At 34.8% G+C, this 18517-nt stretch carries 15 protein-coding genes; 14 read left to right on the forward strand and 1 reads right to left on the reverse strand.

Translation table 11 applies throughout. The annotated features are described in order from the left end of the window. The first annotated feature begins 545 nt into the window (after positions 1 to 545). From gntK to BWGOE10_RS10910, 13 genes are all read left to right on the forward strand, one after another. Positions 546 to 2084 carry a gluconokinase gene (gntK, locus tag BWGOE10_RS10850; RefSeq protein WP_070142438.1) on the forward strand — a complete coding sequence of 513 codons (1539 nt, stop codon included), beginning with the start codon at positions 546 to 548 and terminating at the stop codon, positions 2082 to 2084. A gap of 14 nt (positions 2085 to 2098) precedes the next feature. Further along, the gene (locus BWGOE10_RS10855) at positions 2099 to 3448 is read left to right on the forward strand and encodes a GntP family permease (RefSeq protein WP_070142440.1); all 1350 of its coding nucleotides are present in this window, start codon (positions 2099 to 2101) and stop codon (positions 3446 to 3448) included. An 18-nt stretch (positions 3449 to 3466) separates the two neighbouring features. Next, positions 3467 to 4363: a phosphogluconate dehydrogenase (NAD(+)-dependent, decarboxylating) gene (gene gnd / locus BWGOE10_RS10860; RefSeq protein WP_070142441.1), complete on the forward strand. Its 897-nt coding sequence runs from the start codon at positions 3467 to 3469 to the stop codon at positions 4361 to 4363. Between the two features lie 144 nt (positions 4364 to 4507). Next, a complete protein-coding gene (locus BWGOE10_RS10865; protein WP_000780366.1) occupies positions 4508 to 5044 on the forward strand; it encodes an NADPH-dependent FMN reductase in 537 nt (178 codons plus the stop codon). Between the two features lies 1 nt (position 5045). After that, a complete protein-coding gene (locus BWGOE10_RS10870; protein WP_070142443.1) occupies positions 5046 to 6275 on the forward strand; it encodes an MFS transporter in 1230 nt (409 codons plus the stop codon). A gap of 63 nt (positions 6276 to 6338) precedes the next feature. After that, on the forward strand, positions 6339 to 6896 hold the full coding sequence (locus BWGOE10_RS10875) for a YdcF family protein (RefSeq protein WP_070142445.1): 558 nt from the start codon (positions 6339 to 6341) through the stop codon (positions 6894 to 6896). A gap of 102 nt (positions 6897 to 6998) precedes the next feature. After that, positions 6999 to 7946, forward strand: a complete 948-nt coding sequence (locus tag BWGOE10_RS10880) for an ABC transporter ATP-binding protein (protein ID WP_070142447.1) — start codon at positions 6999 to 7001, stop codon at positions 7944 to 7946. 3 nt (positions 7947 to 7949) lie between these two features. Further along, entirely contained in the window at positions 7950 to 9461 is a 1512-nt protein-coding gene (locus tag BWGOE10_RS10885) for an ABC transporter permease/substrate-binding protein (protein WP_070142449.1), read from the forward strand. 212 nt (positions 9462 to 9673) lie between these two features. Further along, the gene (locus tag BWGOE10_RS10890) at positions 9674 to 11101 is read left to right on the forward strand and encodes a basic amino acid/polyamine antiporter (RefSeq protein ID WP_070142450.1); all 1428 of its coding nucleotides are present in this window, start codon (positions 9674 to 9676) and stop codon (positions 11099 to 11101) included. A 76-nt stretch (positions 11102 to 11177) separates the two neighbouring features. Next, positions 11178 to 11438 (forward strand): hypothetical protein, encoded by a 261-nt coding sequence (locus BWGOE10_RS10895; protein WP_002085825.1) that lies wholly within the window; start codon positions 11178 to 11180, stop codon positions 11436 to 11438. Between the two features lie 107 nt (positions 11439 to 11545). After that, positions 11546 to 13363: an AAA family ATPase gene (locus tag BWGOE10_RS10900; protein WP_070142452.1), complete on the forward strand. Its 1818-nt coding sequence runs from the start codon at positions 11546 to 11548 to the stop codon at positions 13361 to 13363. Then, positions 13353 to 15203, forward strand: coding sequence for a hypothetical protein (locus BWGOE10_RS10905; protein ID WP_070142454.1), 1851 nt, complete (start codon positions 13353 to 13355; stop codon positions 15201 to 15203). The genes BWGOE10_RS10900 and BWGOE10_RS10905 overlap by 11 nt, the downstream gene beginning before the upstream one ends. Before the next feature lie 318 nt (positions 15204 to 15521). Next, positions 15522 to 16118 carry a hypothetical protein gene (locus tag BWGOE10_RS10910; RefSeq protein WP_002085820.1) on the forward strand — a complete coding sequence of 199 codons (597 nt, stop codon included), beginning with the start codon at positions 15522 to 15524 and terminating at the stop codon, positions 16116 to 16118. Between the two features lie 102 nt (positions 16119 to 16220). Here BWGOE10_RS10910 and racA read toward each other — a convergent pair whose 3' ends face one another. Continuing rightward, a complete protein-coding gene (gene racA / locus BWGOE10_RS10915; RefSeq protein WP_070142456.1) occupies positions 16221 to 16763 on the reverse strand; it encodes a chromosome-anchoring protein RacA in 543 nt (180 codons plus the stop codon). A 363-nt stretch (positions 16764 to 17126) separates the two neighbouring features. Here racA and BWGOE10_RS10920 point away from each other — a divergent pair, with 363 nt between their 5' ends. Next, positions 17127 to 18482: a hemolysin family protein gene (locus BWGOE10_RS10920; protein WP_070142458.1), complete on the forward strand. Its 1356-nt coding sequence runs from the start codon at positions 17127 to 17129 to the stop codon at positions 18480 to 18482. Positions 18483 to 18517 lie beyond the last annotated feature (35 nt).

Genomic DNA, 18517 nt, shown 5'->3' on the forward strand with positions numbered 1-18517 from the left:
AATTCTTCTGAATATGTAATAAATATTGAACCTTTTTTAGTCATGAAAAATCCCCTCCAAGTAATAGTGTAACATCCATGTATGTACATGGTCTTTTTACACTGTCTACTTAAAGGGGATAATATCATTCAATAGTCTGTTCTTTTGCGTTCGTAAAGACATGTGTAAGTAGGTTCACGCAAGGACCTTCGTCACTATACATGCCCAACCTTAGCTTGATGGGCATGTGATGTGACCCCTAATAATGAATATTGCTTTTCAACTCCTTTTTCATGCAAATGAGTAGAAAGTATGGAAGGACTATGTATGTGTTGTTAATGAGAGGAAAAGAGTGTGTTGCGAAACGAATATAATGCAACTTTACCGCACTGAAAAGCTAATTTTAGTATGTAAATGAAATGGAATGAAGGGGTTTTTTTTTTTTTTTTTTTTTTTTTAAAAAAATTTTCTTTCTAAAACTTGATTTATGAAAAAATATTTTATATACTAATTCATGTAAACGGTTTACTAGATCGTATTTTGCTAGAAACGAAGGGAAGATTCGCATGGAAACAAGGGGGAGAGTAATCGGGATTGATATCGGTACCACAAGTACGAAGACGGTTGTATTCACTGAAAAAGGAAAAGTCGTTGCTTCACATGCAATTGATTATCCAATCATTCAGCCGAAAGTCGGATGGGCGGAGCAAGATCCTGATGTAATATGTGCTGCTGTATACAAAACTGTAAGCGTTGCCATCGAGAAGGGGAATGTGTTACCAGAAAATATTTCATCTATTGGGATTAGTACAGCAATGCACGCCTTAATTGCAGTAGATGAAAACGGTGCACCTTTAACGCGCTCTATCATTTGGGCAGATAATCGAAGTACAAAGCAATCTGAAAAACTATTACAACAAATGAATGGTCATGACATTTATAGAAGAACTGGTACACCAATTCATCCGATGTCACCACTTTCTAAATTACTGTGGATGAAAGAAGAAGAAACGGATTTATTCAGAACTGCTCATAAATTTATTTCCATTAAAGAGTATGTCATTTATCAATTATTCTCACGCTATGTAGTTGATTATTCTATCGCATCTGCTACAGGGTTATTTAATTTAGAAACATTAAACTGGGATGAAGATGTTTTAACTATGTTAAATATGTTACCAGAACAATTATCAACACCTGTACCAACTACATATATTTTATCGGGAATGAAGCCGGAATTAGCACAAAAGATGGGGATTCGTGAAGATACTCCAGTTGTTATTGGTGCGAGTGATGGTGTTCTTGCAAATGTAGGTGTGGGTGCAATATCGCCTGGCTCAGCTGCAATTACGATTGGAACAAGTGGTGCAGTTCGAACAATTTCATCAAGTGTTAATACAGATGAAAAAGGAAGAACTTTTTGTTACGCACTAACAGATCAGCACTGGGTTATCGGTGGACCAACGAATAACGGTGGAATATTACTTAGATGGTTACGCGATGAATTCGGTAGTCCAGAGCAAGAAGTAGCAAGGAAGCTTGGGATTGATCCTTATGATTTATTAATTAAGTATGCGGAAAGTGTACCGGCTGGAGCAGATGGATTGCTATTTTTACCGTTTTTATCTGGAGAACGTGCACCCTACTGGAATGCAAATGCTCGTGGTACATTCTTCGGTATAAACCTTCAGCATAAACGAGAACATTTTATACGAGCTGTCATGGAAGGAGTTTGTATGAGTGTGTATTCAGTTGCACTCGCAATTCGTGATTGTACGGGGCCTCTAACTGAAATACGTGTTTCAGGAGGTTTTGCAAAGTCTGCATTTTGGAGACAAATGCTATCCGATATGATGGGGAAAGAATTGCTTGTTCCTGAAAGTCATGAAGCATCTGCGCTTGGGGCAGCGGCACTTGCTTTATATGCAGTAGGGAAAATTAATTCTCTTGAAGAGGTGAAGGATTGGATCGAAATTGTCCATCACCATGTACCTAATAAAGAAAATACGGCTTTATATTTAGAGATGTTTTATATGTATGAACGACTTTACAATCGTTTGAAAGAAGAATTTGATTGTATAGCTGCTTTCCAACGTAAACAATAGGGGGATTGGGAGAAATGGTAGTTGGGATCGTACTAGCGGCTGTTGTCATATTACTTTTACTAATTACGGTAGTAAAATGGCATCCATTTGTCGCGTTAATTTTAACAGCAATCGGAGTTGGGCTGGCAATGGGGATGCCCTTGGTTGCAACTTCACCACAACATCCGGGGATTATCGATTCTATTAAATTAGGTCTTGGTAATACGTTAGGGTTTTTGGCGATTGTTTTAGCTTTAGGAACAATGCTTGGAAAAATGATGGCTGAATCTGGCGGTGCTGAACGAATTGCTAACACATTAATTGGACGTTTTGGGAAAAAGCGTGTTCACTGGGCAATGATGTTCGTTGCATTTATAGTAGGTATTCCGGTATTTTTCCAAGTTGGATTTGTACTATTAATTCCGTTAGTATTTACAATTGCGTTAGAAACAGGGGTATCACTTATTACAATTGGTATTCCGCTAGTAGCAGGTCTTTCAGTTGTACACGGACTTGTTCCACCGCATCCAGCAGCGATGGCAGCGGTAGGTATTTTTAAAGCAGATGTGGGGAAGACAATTTTATATGCATTAATTGTCGGACTTCCAACTGCAATAATTTCAGGGCCGCTTTACGGGAAATGGATCGGTGCTCGTATACATAAAGAAGTACCGTTAGATATAGCGGAGCAATTTATTGAAAGAGATAAGAAGAAGGAACTTCCTAGCTTTGGAAATACATTGTTTACTATTTTGCTTCCAGTATTTCTTATGCTTGGTGCATCGATAGCAGAAGTAGCGTTAAATAAAACGAGTCAACTTGCACAAGTGCTACACTTTATTGGAGATCCTGTAGTTGCTTTATTAATTGCAACGATATACTCTTTCTTTAGTCTTGGTTATGCAAAAGGATTTTCTAAAGACAAAGTATTAAAATTTACAAATGATTGCTTAGGACCTATTGCGAACATATTGTTAGTTATTGGTGCCGGTGGTGCATTTAATAAAGTGTTATTAGACTCAGGAATTGGTACTACAATTGCAGAAATGGCGAAAGAATCACATATTTCACCAATATTATTAGGCTGGGGAATTGCGGCACTTATCCGAATCGCAACTGGATCTGCTACTGTTTCTATGATGACAGCAGCTGGTATTGTTGCACCGATCGCAGCAAGTACACCAGGGGTAAATGTTGAACTATTGGCACTTGCAACAGGCGCAGGATCATTAATTTTATCACACGTGAATGATTCTGGATTTTGGATGATTAAAGAGTATTTCGGAATGACTGTGAAAGAAACATTATTAACATGGACTGCAATGGAGACGATACTATCTGTTGTAGCACTTGGATTAATTTCGTTATTAAATATATTTGTATAGAATGGGAGATTGATTAATATGAAACTAGGTTTAATTGGATTAGGAAAAATGGGATTCCCATTAGCTGAACACTTACATGAAGACAAGCATGAGGTAGTTGTATACGATGTAAATAATGAGCTTGTTGAAAAGGCAGGGAAATTAGGGATTACTGCACGTCATACATTAAAAGAAATGATTGCTGAACTAGAAGCACCTCGTACAATTTGGGTAATGGTACCTGCAGGAGAAGTTGTTGAGTCAGTACTAAAAGATGTATATCCATTATTAGAGGAAGGCGATATCGTTATTGAAGGTGGAAATTCATTCTATAAGGATACGTTGCGCCGTGCTGAAGAAGCGAAAAGCTTTGGCTTACATTACGTAGATATCGGTACATCAGGCGGTGTAGAAGGAGCTAGATACGGTGCGTGCTTAATGGTTGGTGGAAAAAAAGAAATCTATGATCAATTAGAACCTTTATTTAAAGACTTAGCAGTAGAAAACGGTTATTCTTATGCAGGCCGCGTTGGAAGTGGTCATTTCTTAAAAATGGTTCATAACGGTATTGAATATGGAATGATGCAAGCAATCGCTGAAGGATTTGAAGTGTTAGATAAAAGTGATTTTGATTTCAATTATGAAGATGTTGCAAAAGTATGGGCAAATGGATCAGTTATCCGTGGTTGGTTAATGGACTTAACTGAAAAGGCATTTGCAGATGATCCGAAACTTGATGGTATTAAAGGTGTAATGAACTCTTCCGGGGAAGGAAAATGGACTGTTGAAACTGCGCTTGAACTACAAGCAGCGGCACCAGTTATCGCAATGTCATTATTTATGCGCTATCGTTCTCAAGAAGATGATACATTCCATGGGAAAGTTGTCTCAGCTCTTCGTAATCAATTCGGTGGACATGAGGTTGTGAAAAATTAGTTTTGTGAAACTCATACGAAAGTATGAGTTCTTTTTTATTTCTCATACTATTTTATGAAAGCTTTTACCTCTTTTTACTGTATTTTGTATAGAAATTTCTGATAATATAAAGGTAGAATTTGAAAACAAAGGGGAGAAATGATTATGAAACTAGTCGTAATTAATGGTACACCAAGAAAGTTTGGAAGAACTCGCGTTGTGGCAAAATATATTGCAGAGCAATTTGAAGGGGAGTTATACGATTTAGCAGTAGCGGAATTGCCTTTATATAATGGAGAAGAATCACAACGTGAATTAGAGGCAGTAAAAAAATTAAAAGCTTTAGTGAAAGCTGCGGATGGAGTAGTACTATGTACACCAGAATATCATAATGCGATGAGCGGAGCGCTGAAAAATTCGTTAGATTACTTAAGTAGCAGTGAATTCATCCATAAGCCTGTCGCATTATTAGCGGTTGCAGGAGGAGGTAAAGGGGGAATTAACGCATTAAATAGTATGCGCATTGTTGCTAGAGGCGTTTACGCAAACGCAATTCCAAAACAAGTCGTGCTTGATGGATTACATGTGCAAGATGGTGAACTTGGAGAAGATGCAAAACCATTAATTCATGATTTAGTTAAAGAATTAAAAGCATATATGAGTGTATATAAAGAGGTGAAAAAACAATTAGGAGTTGAGTGATATGTCCTCTCTTTATCATGATTCTCGCTTGTATTACATTCTAGGAGCCAATAGTTTATCCGCTATTGGTTCCGGGATTGTTATGATAACGATTCCGTGGTTGTTAATTAAGGAAAGTGGAGGAGAGACAACGTTTGGTTATGTTTCTATTGTTGCGACTCTCATAATGTTTTTATTAACGCCATTTATTGGGCAAAGTATAGATCGTTTTTCAAGAAAATCTTTGTTGTTATGTAACGAAGGTATTGGGATAGCGATTATAGGAATGATGGCTATTTGGGGATTTGCTGGGCAATCATACAATTCTATTCATTACATTAGTATTTATATAGCAGGTTCTTTCTATTATCTATTATTCTATCCTACAATTTTTGCATTCAACCAAGAAATATTTCAATCTGAACATTATAAACGTTTAAGTGGCACGATGGAAATACAAGGACAATTAACGCAAGTTATTTCAGGAGCGGCTGCTAGCTTTCTAATTGAGATCGTTTCTTTGAAATGGATTTTGTTAGTAGATATGTTAACTTTTGCAGGAGCATTTTTTCTTTTCTTATGTATACCGTATGTAAAGAAAAAAGAAGTAAAACGGAAAGCAACATTTAAGAAGCAATTGTTCGAAGGAATTCACTTTATGAAAAAGCGTCCTAAGTTCTTTTGGTTTTTACTTGCCACTTATATGCCGTTTATCGGTGTTATGATGGCAAATTATTTAATCCCAGTTTATATTTCAGATATACTCAAAGCTAGTGCCTCTGTATACGCGATAGAAGGTATGATGTATGGTGTTGGGGCTGTTATTGCGGGAATAAGTATTCCAATCATGATGAAATATGTCAAAATAGAAGTTTCAATCGTTATGACGATGGTTATTTATGTAATTTCAATTACCGCAATGATTATTGAGCCTTCCATTATGTTATTATATGGACTTGCGATTTTTCATGCGAGTGGAAATGCTGGAACACGAGTGGCGAGAAATGTATTGATGATGGAAGAAATCCCAAATGAAGTAATGGGCCGTGTAGATAGCTTATTTCGCTTAATTGGTACAGGAATACGAATTGTATTATTAATGCTGTTTACAGCCGGTGTATCTAAAGCTGGGGTAATGCTCCCATTTTACGTATTAAGCTGTATATTGATCTTTTCATTAGGAATCGCTATTCATTATGTACTATCACAACGTAAAGTAGGGACGAATGTTTCTAATAAATCAATCGTATAAAAAGTACTTCTGCCTTCCTTTCTTTTTCTATATAATAAAAAGAAAGGGAGTGCAAACTTATTTATGAACAAATGGATCTTGCTTATAATCTTATTACTACCGCCGATATACATCATTTATATGACGTTTCGAATGAATAAAGTTGCTCGTGAAAAATTGAGTAATCACTCTCCATACGTTCTTATATTAGGTGCAAAGTTATTTGGAGATAGACCGTCTTTATCTCTTCAAAATCGTTTGGATGTGGCGTTGGAATATTTATATTCTCACCCTGAGGTGAAAGTAATCGTTTCAGGTGGTCAAGGGGAAGATGAAGATATACCGGAAGCTCACAGTATGAGAAACTATTTAATGGTACACGGTATAGATGAGAATCGTATTTTAATTGAAGACCAATCTACAAATACGTATGAAAATTTAAAGTTTAGTATGGATTTATATGATGTAAAGCATGCGGTAGTTGTAAGTAATACGTATCATTTATATCGAACGAAAATAATTGCAAAGCGTTTAGGCATAAAGATGGAAGCTTTGGCTGCTGAAACACCGAGTCGTTTTAAGAAAAAAGCGTATGTGCGTGAATATGCTGCAATTATGAAAACAATATTGTTCGACCGTTAGAGCTCAAATGTGAGCTCTTTTTTTATAGAATAATGCGTATCATTTGAAATGAACTCCATATTCCATCAAAATAAAGGAAACAACAATAAAGGAGTTGTGTTTGTGATTCAGTTTAATCATGTGTCAAAATCGTATGAAGATGGCACAAAAGCAGTGGATTCATTGCATTTAGAGATTAAAAAAGGAGAATTTTTTGTTCTCATTGGCCCGAGTGGTTGCGGGAAAACAACGACAATGAAGATGATTAATCGTTTAATTGAAACGACGGAAGGATCAATTTTAATCGATGGAAAAGATATTCAAGAATATAACATAAACGAACTGCGTTGGAATATAGGGTACGTGTTGCAGCAGATTGCTTTGTTTCCGCATATGACAATTGCTGAAAATATTGCAGTTGTCCCTGAAATGAGAAAGTGGAGTAAGGAGAAAATAAAAGCGCGTGTTGATGAACTGTTACATATGGTTGGATTAGAACCAGATGTATATCGTGATCGTATGCCAGATGAATTGTCGGGAGGACAGAAGCAACGTGTAGGTGTCGTTAGGGCATTAGCTGCAAATCCGAAAATCGTTCTTATGGATGAACCATTTAGTGCGTTAGATCCATTAAGTAGGGAACAACTTCAACAGGATATAGTGCAATTGCAAAAAAAGATTCAAAAAACGATAGTATTTGTAACGCATGATATGCAAGAGGCTTTGTCACTTGGTGATCGCATTTGTGTAATGAAAGAAGGGAAAGTTGTTCAATTAGATACACCAGAAGGTATTATACATAATCCGAAAAATGAGTTTGTAGAGGAGTTCATTGGAAATCGTGGACGACCTTGGTATGAGGGGAAGAGTATAGAAGAGGTATTGCCGCTAGACAATGGTATACGAGTAGAAGGGAATACTTTATCTTTACATTCGACTTTACAAGAAGCACTAGTCCGCTTACAAAATGAAGAGTCAGTACCGGTTGAAGAAAATGGTCAATATGTTGGAGTGTTAACAAGTCGTCATATTGTCAATTACATTGTTGAACAAATGAAGGAGAGAGGCTAAACAGTGACTGATTTTATTCAAACGTTCCAAGAACGAAAAGTAGAATTGCTAAGTGCGTTAAGTGAGCATTTACAAATATCGCTTATTTCATTATTTTTTGCAGTAATTATTGCAGTACCTCTTGGCATTCTATTAACGAGAAAAGAACGGATGGCTGAATTTATAATAGGGACTTCTGCTGTTATGCAGACTGTGCCATCACTTGCATTACTTGGACTTTTAATTCCATTAGTAGGAATCGGAAAACTTCCAGCCATTATCGCATTAGTTGTGTATGCACTATTACCTATTTTGCGAAATACGTATACAGGAATACGGGAATTAGATGAATCACTTATAGAAGCGGCGAGAGCTATGGGAATGAATAGTTGGAGAAGATTATGGAAGGTAGAGCTTCCTCTCGCATTACCAATTATTATGGCTGGTATTCGGACAGCGATGGTATTAATTGTTGGAACGGCTACACTAGCTGCTTTAATAGGCGCTGGTGGACTCGGTAAGCTCATACTACTCGGTATCGATCGGAATGATCATGCGCTTATCATTTTAGGGGCCGTACCAGCTGCGTTACTCGCTTTATTCTTTGATATAGTACTTCGCATGCTTGAGAGGCCCAAACGCTCATATAAGCGCGTTATATTAACGATATGTATAGTTGTCGTAATGATCGCTTCGCCATTTCTTTGGAATACACAAAAGAAAGACATAGTTATTGCTGGCAAACTTGGATCTGAACCAGAAATTTTAATTCAAATGTACAAGCAACTTATTGAACAGGATACAGATTTACAAGTAGAATTAAAGCCAGGCCTTGGGAAAACAGCATTTGTATTTGAAGCGTTAAAATCAGGTGAAGTAGATATATACCCAGAATTTTCAGGAACAGCTTTATCTACTTTCGTGAAAGAAGGACCGAAAAGTACAAATCGTGATGAAGTATATGAACAAGCACGTATGGGAATGGAAAAGAAATATAATATGGTTATGTTAAAGCCAATGGAGTATAACAATACATACGCACTAGCTATGCCGAAAAAAATAGCAGATCAAAATAATATAAATACAATTTCTGATTTAGGAAATATTGCACAGGAAGCTAAGGTAGGATTTACATTAGAATTTGCTGATCGTGAAGATGGTTATAAAGGTATGCAAAAATTATATAACTATAAGTTTTTAAATGTTAAAACGATGGAACCGAAACTACGCTATAGCGCAATTCAATCGGGTGATGTTAACGTAATCGATGCATATTCAACAGATAGTGAACTTGAGCAATATGGACTTAAAGTGCTAAAAGATGATAAAGGACTATTCCCTCCTTATCAAGGAGCGCCATTATTAAGAAAAGAGACGTTACAGAAATATCCAGAGCTTGAAAAAACATTGAATAAATTATCTGGAAAGATTACAGATGAAGAAATGCGAAAAATGAATTACGAAGTAAATGTGAATGGGAAAAGTAGTGAAGAAGTAGCAAAACAATTTTTACAAAAAGAGAAGTTACTTCGTTAATTTTACAAGAAATATACAATTTTATATGTTTGAAATGACCGTTCATTACAAAATGAACGGTTTTTTCATGCATACTTATACAATTTTTCAAAAAAGTATTCCATTTTTCTTCATTTTCTTTTAGAATAAGTAATGTTTTCCTGAAAAAATATAAGAGAAACATCTATTAGAGAAAAGGTGACTTTAATAGTTGAACGAACATAACACCTAGAATGACAGATGGGGTGGTACAAATAGAAAAGAAGTTAGGTTTTTTTCCGTTAATCGCATTAGTAGTTGGAACGATGGTTGGTGGCGGTGTTTTTAGCTTACCGCATGATTTAGCAGTAGGAGCAAATAGTGGTGCAACAATAATTGGTTGGTGTATTACAGCGATGGGAATGATTCCACTGGCGCTCGTATATCAAACGTTAGCAAGACAAAAACCGGAGCTTGAGGGCGGAATTTATAGTTATGCACGAGCCGGTTTCGGTGAATATATTGGTTTTAACAGTGCGTGGGGGTACTGGCTGGCAGGAATTTTAGGAAATGTCGCAACAATTATGTTGTTATTTAGCACATTAGGTTATTTCTTCCCAATTTTTAAAGGAGGAAATAATATTGCGTCTATCGTCGGTGCCTCTCTTTTATTATGGACACTTCATTTTCTTATTTTATTTGGAATTCGTGAAGCTTCCATTATGAATGTTATCGCAACAATTGGGAAATTAGTTCCGATCTTATTATTTATTGTCGTGATGGTAACAGCGTTTCGCTGGGATACATTTACACATGACTTTTGGGGCGAAGGAACAATCTCAGTTTCCGCTATATTAGGTCAAGTGAAAAATACAATGCTTGTAACTCTTTGGGTGTTCATTGGTGTTGAAGGAGCAGTTGTATTATCAGGTAGGGCTAAAAATAGCAGAGACGTTGGAAAAGCGACAGTACTTGGGTTAATTTTAGTTATGTCTATTTATATTTTAATTTCAGTTCTGTCAATGGGAGCTATGACGAGAAATGAACTTTCGGTTTTAGAAACTCCTTCAATGGGACATGTATTAGAACATGTTGTTGGGCCATGGGGTGCAATGGCAATTAATATTGGATTAGTTGCGTCACTTGTAGGTACATTAATTGGCTGGTTTTTACTTGTTTCTGAAATTTCTCACGTAGCAGGAAAAGATGGAGTATTTCCGAAAGTCTTTACGAAAACAAATAAGAAGCAAACGCCGCATATGGCATTATGGATTTCAAATATCGTTGCCCAAACTATATTTATAATCGTTCTGTTTTCACAATCGACATATCAAATTATGTATTTTATTGCGTCAACATCAATTTTATTACCGTATTTATTATCAGCGCTATTTCAATTGAAATTAGTCATCACGAAAGAGCTGAAAGTTGCGAGAGTAAAAAATGGATTGTTAGCATTAATTGCTTCCCTATACTCTGTATGGTTAATTTATGCAGCTGGTTTAAAGAATTTATTACTTGTTTCGATTGTATATGGAATCGGGATTATCGTGTACATGTTTGCAAGAAAAGAAAAAGGGAATCGTTGTTTTGTAGGTGTAGAGAGATATGTGATGTGGGCAATTGTTATTGCAGCTATCACATCACTTTGTATGTTACTGACAGGAAATATAAAAATGTAAAAGTCCTTTTAATTTAAAGGGCTTTTTTCCTTGTCTAGAGAATATTTAATACATAAGATATTCAGGAGGGATGAAAATGGAAGAAAAAGAACAGTTGTCTAGAATTATGGATTTAGCTAGTGATTTAAGGAAAGTATTAGTACAAGAATCTTTTTTTAATCATCATCCTGAACTTCGAGGCGTGATTGAAAATTTAGCGAGTTCTGTAGAGAATTTGGCGAGTTTGCAACAAAATAAAGATGAAAATGCCGAAGATCGATTGCGGTATGTACTTGCTAAAATGAAAATCGCTCATAATGCCATTTTACAAGAAAAAAAAGCATTTCCTTCTCATTAATATACGTTTTAATTTTGAACCTGACGGATGACGTCAGGTTTTTTATTTCTAGTTTTAGATTGTAGTTCATACACTAAGAATAGTATGAAAAAAAGAAGGTGACGACGTTGAAATTACATAAAGCTCTTCATCCAAGTTTTATAAAGCGAATGTATTATATGAGGTTTATTGGGAGGTTTGCAAAAGCTGAGGGAGAGAAGAATGGAGAAAATTTCTTTGTACAATGTCTTTCTCCAATACCTTTAACTTTACAAGAGTTATTTCCGGCTGGAAAATATTTGTTTGAAGGATTATGCAGTAATAAAAAGAATGAAAAAATTTTTACCGATTTAAAGAAGCGTAAATTAGAAAAGCAACTGGTTATGTTTCGTCTTTATTATGATCGTGGAAATTTACTTCTGGAATTAATATGTACAGAAGAGCCTCGGGAAATAGCATCTTCATATAATTTGATTCCTTCACCAAAGGTCTCAAATTATAAAAAGAGAGCGTCTTTGGAACGGAAGTTAAGCAACGGTTACTTATCATTTCTTATGCCTAAATTACCAAAAGACTTTGAGCCTCCAGAATTATTGTGGCATGAAGGAAGGCTATATGGAAATTTATCGTTAAAATCATCAATAAGTTCAATTTCATATTTTGAGCAAAGAAAAGAATGCAAATATATTGAAATAAACGATTGGATGAAACATGTAGAAATAGCAGTAGACGATCATTTATATTTTGTAAGTGAAAATGTGTATGACCAACTAAATAAACGAATTGTTGAAGAAGGTAAGTTAGTTGAAGTAGAAGATATTAAAATACAAAAGGAGGACTGGGAATGGGATGAGCGTGAATCCTCTTTTTTGCAGTATGTACAAAGTATGGTTCGTAATAAAGGGCTATATTTAGATGATACAGATATATATAATTTTCACATTAGCGTTAAAACCAATATGTTAACAATTGTTGGTGGTATACCAGGTGTTGGGAAATCACGCTTTGTGCAAGCTTATGCAGAATCACTTGGATTACGTTATGGTGAAGAGTTGATTTGGATTCCGATTTCACCATCGTATCAAGAACCACATGATATTCTCGGTTACCTTCATCCGAATGGTAATTTTATTGAAAGTGAAACGAAGTTAGTTCGGACATTATTGAAGGCTAAAGAAAATCCAAATCAATTGTATATAATTGTGTTCGATGAAATGAACATGTCACATATTGAGCATTGGTTTACTCCGTTTCTATCCGTTCTTCAACTTGAAAAGAAAAATCGTATTTTAAATTTGTATGAGAAAGTACAAGAAATAGAAAATCCAATTCCACCTTCAGTGGAAATTGGTGAGAATGTTATTTTCGTAGGCACTGTAAATTTTGATGAAACGACGAAAGAACTTTCCGATCGATTATTAGATCGAACAAATTTGATTACATTACAAAAAATTCCGTTTTGCGAGATGAGTATAGAACAAGAGAAAGTTGTTCAGCAACCCCCGCTGAAAGTAACAACGGGAGAATTTCGACTCAATTGGTTGAGGAATAAAGAGATGATCGAAGTGTTTACTGAAGAGGAATTAGAGTTATTGGATAAGTTACATGATGTATTATCATCACACGATATATCAAAAGGAATTTCTTTCCGATGTGCAAGCGCAATCGCAACGTATTTGCAAAATATACCGTTCCAAAATAATCAGTCCTATATGATTAGCAGGGAAGAAGGTTTTGATTTGCAAATAAAGCAGCGTGTATTAACGAAATTAAGGGGGACAGAAATGACAGTGGGCTCTCTACTTTCTGAAGAAGCAAAAAGGGGAGCGACATTGATACCGCTTTTACAGTCTCAGCTTGCAAATCGTGTATCTACATTTGAACATTCTTTAGCTTATATAAGACAAAAGCGTAGAGAACTGGAGCTGTATGGCTATGCAAAATGAGGAGCGTTATGAAACAGCAATCGTCGATACGAAAGAAACGCTCCCGTTTGTATTGAAGCTAATTATTGGTACTGAGGGGAAAGGCGATTTTATCCTTTTAAACCGGCTTTGTACGTCTACTACAGCATTAGTTCAATGTATTTATAAAGTACAGGAATTAAAACCACTGAAATTGCATTTCCATTATCAAAATCCAATGGATATTACATTCATATGGAATAAAGTATATGAGGGACAAAAGAATATAAAAGAGTCACAATATGAATTAAATGAAAAAAAACAAAGAGTATTAGTTTATGAACATGGAAAAACTGAATTTTTTTATCCGTGGCGCTGTGGCTTATATCATTTTGAAGTGCGTATAGAGGATAAAACTTATTATGGTGCGTTTCAAGTTGTTCCTAAAAACTTTTTTGATGACCAATTTGAAATGATTCAAGATTATGTGAAGTCAATTTTAAACGAGTTAATTTTAGATAGAGGTTATTACAAGAAAACTTTCTCAGCACTTAGCGATATTGAAGATTCTTCTTATTTGGTATTGTTAAGAAAGTTGCCACAAAAAATGAAAAGAATAAAACAAATTTTTAAGAAAGTAGAATCGAATGCGGAATTTGTACACGAATATGAATGGGAAACGAAAGCACGGAAGACAACGAGAAAAACTGCCATTATGACAGAAAGAAAGCATTATGCAAAATATTACAACCGTAAATTTAAGGAGCAAAAAAATAGTATTGAAAATGCATTTCTTAAATTTAAAACGATGCAATTCTATTATTATTTACTTGAAGCAGAAAGTTTTGTACGTAAAACCATTGAAATACTAGAAGGAGAAAAGAAGAAAAAGTCAGATGAATTTCAAGCTGTTAAAACAATTATGAAAACGATTGAACGAAATGGATCCGTGACGGATAGGGAAAAACAAAAATATAGAAATCTACATTTACTGAAAGAAGCAGATTTACGGAAAAGTTCTGTGAAAATACAAGAATATAAAATATTAGCTCATATCGTATATGAAAGCGTGCAATACTTTCGAAATTTATTGTATTCTCCATTTTGGAGGGAAGTTTCTGAAACAGCTACCATTAATTCGAACACTTTATCTATACCACATCAACAATTAATCCACCATTTAGAATTGTTACCGCAACATACGGAGCAACCCCCATCTTTATTATTCGTATATAAACCAACGTTTTTAGTGTATGAGTATTACGCTTTTTTTATCGTTATTTCTATATTAGAACAAATCGGATTTGAAGATAAGAATCCTATTCGTGAACAAATACAAGAACATTTTTATTTAGACGGATTACAAGATGGAACGACAGTGATTTTACATCGAGATGATATAAAAGTGCACGTCGCGTTTAATGATTTAATTGAAACACACCCTCTTATTGCACTAAGCAAAGGAAGTAATTTTTATAACGGAGAGGACACAAAGAAGCCGGATATTCGTTTAGATTGTTATGTAAAGGAAGAAGAGAAGTATGTATATAAATCTTCTATTATTATCGAAGTGAAATACAGCCCTATGTACAATATTTTTCAGCCTGTCGGTAATACGAAAGCAACGGAGCAAATGTATAAATACTGGTCTATTAAGTATGTAGAAGAACAGAATGGTAAACGAATTTTTAAGCGAAGAGCGATTTATGAAGTGATTTGTGTATATCCAGGTAGCCATATGCATAGTAAAAAAATTGAATCTGGGTGTGGAGTGTTTTTGCAACTATATCCATATAAAACGAAACAAGGAGAAGAGAAGTTGGCTGGGAAGCATGGGATGATTCAAATTTTTGAGAAATGGTTAAAAAGTAATAAAATGTAAAAGAAATCCTTTTAAATGAAGGATTTCTTTAGGTTAAGAAGAATTATATGCAGTACGGAAAGACATATTATACGGTTCGAACTTGATAGTGATTATCATTTTTTTATTAGAGTAATTGGATCTTTTTATGTTTGTAACAGTATGGGAAATTAAGGGGTTTTGCATGTGTATTAATGACTAATAAATAGGAATTTAATTCATTTTGCAGAATATAATAAGACATAAATATTTTTAGTTGCATACGAAGATTTGTTCTTATATGATAGTAAGTGAAAGCGTTATCAAAAAACGGAGCGGCGATGGGAAAGGCGGGTAAATATGTTCCAGCGTGTTCAAACAAAGGAAGAACATTTTTGGTTCGAGCAACTGTGGGGAGATTTTTGTGAAGAAAGAAACTTAATGTTTGTAGAACGTAATTTAAATCCATCACGATTTTTATTAATAGAAGATGAACATCATATTGGTACAGTAGAATGTATTAAGTTTACAGTACCTGAACAATCAAATTCTGAGTTTTTCTATCCGTTTTCTAAAAATGATTTAGTGAAAGATTTGAAAAATGTGTATGAAATAGGGAAGTTAAGTATTGCGAAAACGTCTCGGGGGAGAGGACATTTTAAAAGGCTGGCAGCTATTTTATTTATGCATGCGTTAGAGACGAAAGCTGAATGGTATATTGCAGCAGTTACAAAAAGAATGTATATGTATTTACTTACACTCGGTTTTCCAATTGAGCCGATAGATAGTCCATTCCAGTTTCATGATACTTTACAAGGTGTACCAGTACGGATTCATGCTCGAAAAGGGGCTACACATTTGTATTCTTTGAAAGAATTCCGTGATATTATTCAAGGGAATGCTCATGCGCAGGCACTTATTGCAGAATACAGTAAAAATATTATGTTAACAAAATGAAAAAATATGAATATGTATAGTATGAAGAGGGGTGTCATATTACGGTCATCTTTCTTCATACGAAAAAGTAGACCCTTATTTTTGTAATAAGGGTCTACAAGGTTATAGTCCAAATATACTAAAAATCATTTTACGACGCTTCGGTTTCTTTTCTCTTTCATATGTTGGTTTTGCATCAGGAGTAATGTATATTGGTTCTTCTTTTTTTAGGGTAGCTTCTAGTTTTTGAATTCGCTCTAACATTTCCTCCATTTCGCGGCGATGTTGTAAGAGTTGATATGTAACGACATCATTTGCTTTATCTTGCATTTGTTCTTCCATTCGATCTAGTCTTCTCGTAATTGTGGTTAATTGAGCTGTTAATTGTTTAAAATCATTCGATGATGTGTTTTGAACAATTGTGTTTACTTGAGTTTTTAATTTTTCTACATCATTTGAAGATGTTTTTTGAGTAGTTTGAGAGTTTTGAGGCTGGTCCATTTGAGAACGATGGTATTCTAACATTAGATCTAAATCACCTTGTGTGAAAATAAAATGGCCATATTTATTTTTTTTTATGGTAAGATTTAATTGTTGTGCAATCCGGACAACAGCCTTTGGGCTAACACCTAATTTCTTTGCGATAAATGGTGTTTTATATTCCAAAATAATCCCTCCTATATATATCCTGTTGAATGATTTCTAGTTATGTAGCAAGTTCCCTTCAGGTGTGACAAAAGAAGTGTGGAATCGGCAAAGAAAGTGTTTTTTCACGAAGTTCAGCTGTTTAGCACATACGATTTATATAAATCATTTTCAATTATCGGAAAATTGGGCTTATTATAGTTTGACGATAATAAGTTAATTAGATTATCATAATTATAAATATCTTTTTTATGTATGCATATAATATATAAAAAGGTGGTTACTAATGTAGAATTTTATTAGAGTATAAGAATGCTTACTTCACTTGAATAAATTTAAGTAGGAGGTGGCTTCCTTGCTTACACTGTAAGTAAGGAAAAGTATTTGGACATATATAGTATAAGTATAGTGATTGTTTTAATTGCCTTAACGGCATTTTTCGTTGCAGCAGAATTTGCAATTGTTAAAGTGAGGAGTTCACGAGTTGACTATTTAATTGCAGAAGGAAATAATCGTGCAATATCTGTCAAAACAATCATTACAAACTTAGACGAATATTTATCAGCTTGTCAATTAGGAATAACTGTTACAGCTCTTGGGATTGGGTGGTCTGGTAAACCTGCGCTAAAGCACATGTTTGATGTGTTGTTTGCAAATTGGAGCGTCCCTACTCAACTCGCAGACATTTTCGCTATAATTTTAGTATTTTTGTTTATCACATTTTTCCATGTGGTAGTAGGAGAGTTAGCTCCAAAAACATTCGCGATTCAAAAAGCAGAACAAGTGAGTTTCTTTGTTGCTAAGCCACTCATGTTGTTTTATCGTATTGCATTCCCATTCATTTGGATTTTAAATGGATCAGCTCGGTTAATTACAAAGTTTTTTGGGTTGAAACCACCAAAAGGGCATGATGAAGTGCATTCAGAAGAAGAATTGCGGTTGTTAGTTTCAGAAAGTTATAAAAAGGGTGAGATTAATCAATCTGAATATAAGTATGTGAATAAAATATTTGAATTTGATGATCGTATTGCGAAAGAAATAATGGTACCACGAACAGAGATGAATATTTTAAATAAAGAAATGCCTGCTGAAGAGGCTTTACAAAAAATGTCTCATGAAAAATATACGAGGTATCCGGTTGTTGATGGTGATAAGGACCATGTAATAGGCTTTGTTAATTTTAAAGATATATTTACAGATTTTGTGAAGCATCGAGTTGTTAGTGAAAAGACAGTGGAGCAATATATGAGGCCAATTATTTTAGTTATTGAATCTATACCAATTCATGATCTATTTTTAAAAATGCAAAGAGAAAGGACACATATCGCTATATTAATTGATGAATATGGTGGTACATCAGGTCTTGTAACTGTTGAAGATATTTTAGAAGAAATTGTAGGGGATATTCAAGATGAGTTTGATACTGATGAACAACCGGAAATCCAACAAGTTAGTGAGACGAAAACAATTTTAGAGGGAAAAGTACTTGTTAGTGAAGTGAACGCATTATTAGGTTTGACTATTGACGACGATGATGTCGATACGATCGGCGGTTGGATCCTAACAAAAAATATTGAGATTTCCGAAGGCGATACCATTGAAATTGAAAATTATAAGTTTTGTGTGAAAGAATTAGATGGACACTATATTAAGAGGTTAGAAGTAACGAAACCTTCAGAATCGATTGTTATTGTAGGAGATGAAAAAAAGATTTCGCTCCAAGAACAAATTAGTTCGTAAACTCTGCTTTGTAGCAGAGTTTTTTTTGAGCAAAA

Source organism: Bacillus mycoides, from assembly GCF_001757995.1.
Lineage (GTDB): Bacteria > Bacillota > Bacilli > Bacillales > Bacillaceae_G > Bacillus_A > Bacillus_A mycoides_B.

Excerpts from the sequence above, each read along its gene's own strand:
- gntK (WP_070142438.1), top strand. The coding sequence starts at position 546 with ATGGAAACAAGGGGGAGAGTAATCGGGATTGATATCGGTACCACAAGT.
- BWGOE10_RS10855 (WP_070142440.1), top strand. The coding sequence starts at position 2,099 with ATGGTAGTTGGGATCGTACTAGCGGCTGTTGTCATATTACTTTTACTA.
- gnd (WP_070142441.1), top strand. The coding sequence starts at position 3,467 with ATGAAACTAGGTTTAATTGGATTAGGAAAAATGGGATTCCCATTAGCT.
- BWGOE10_RS10865 (WP_000780366.1), top strand. The coding sequence starts at position 4,508 with ATGAAACTAGTCGTAATTAATGGTACACCAAGAAAGTTTGGAAGAACT.
- BWGOE10_RS10870 (WP_070142443.1), top strand. The coding sequence starts at position 5,046 with ATGTCCTCTCTTTATCATGATTCTCGCTTGTATTACATTCTAGGAGCC.
- BWGOE10_RS10875 (WP_070142445.1), top strand. The coding sequence starts at position 6,339 with ATGAACAAATGGATCTTGCTTATAATCTTATTACTACCGCCGATATAC.
- BWGOE10_RS10890 (WP_070142450.1), top strand. The coding sequence starts at position 9,674 with ATGACAGATGGGGTGGTACAAATAGAAAAGAAGTTAGGTTTTTTTCCG.
- BWGOE10_RS10895 (WP_002085825.1), top strand. The coding sequence starts at position 11,178 with ATGGAAGAAAAAGAACAGTTGTCTAGAATTATGGATTTAGCTAGTGAT.
- BWGOE10_RS10905 (WP_070142454.1), top strand. The coding sequence starts at position 13,353 with ATGCAAAATGAGGAGCGTTATGAAACAGCAATCGTCGATACGAAAGAA.
- BWGOE10_RS10910 (WP_002085820.1), top strand. The coding sequence starts at position 15,522 with ATGTTCCAGCGTGTTCAAACAAAGGAAGAACATTTTTGGTTCGAGCAA.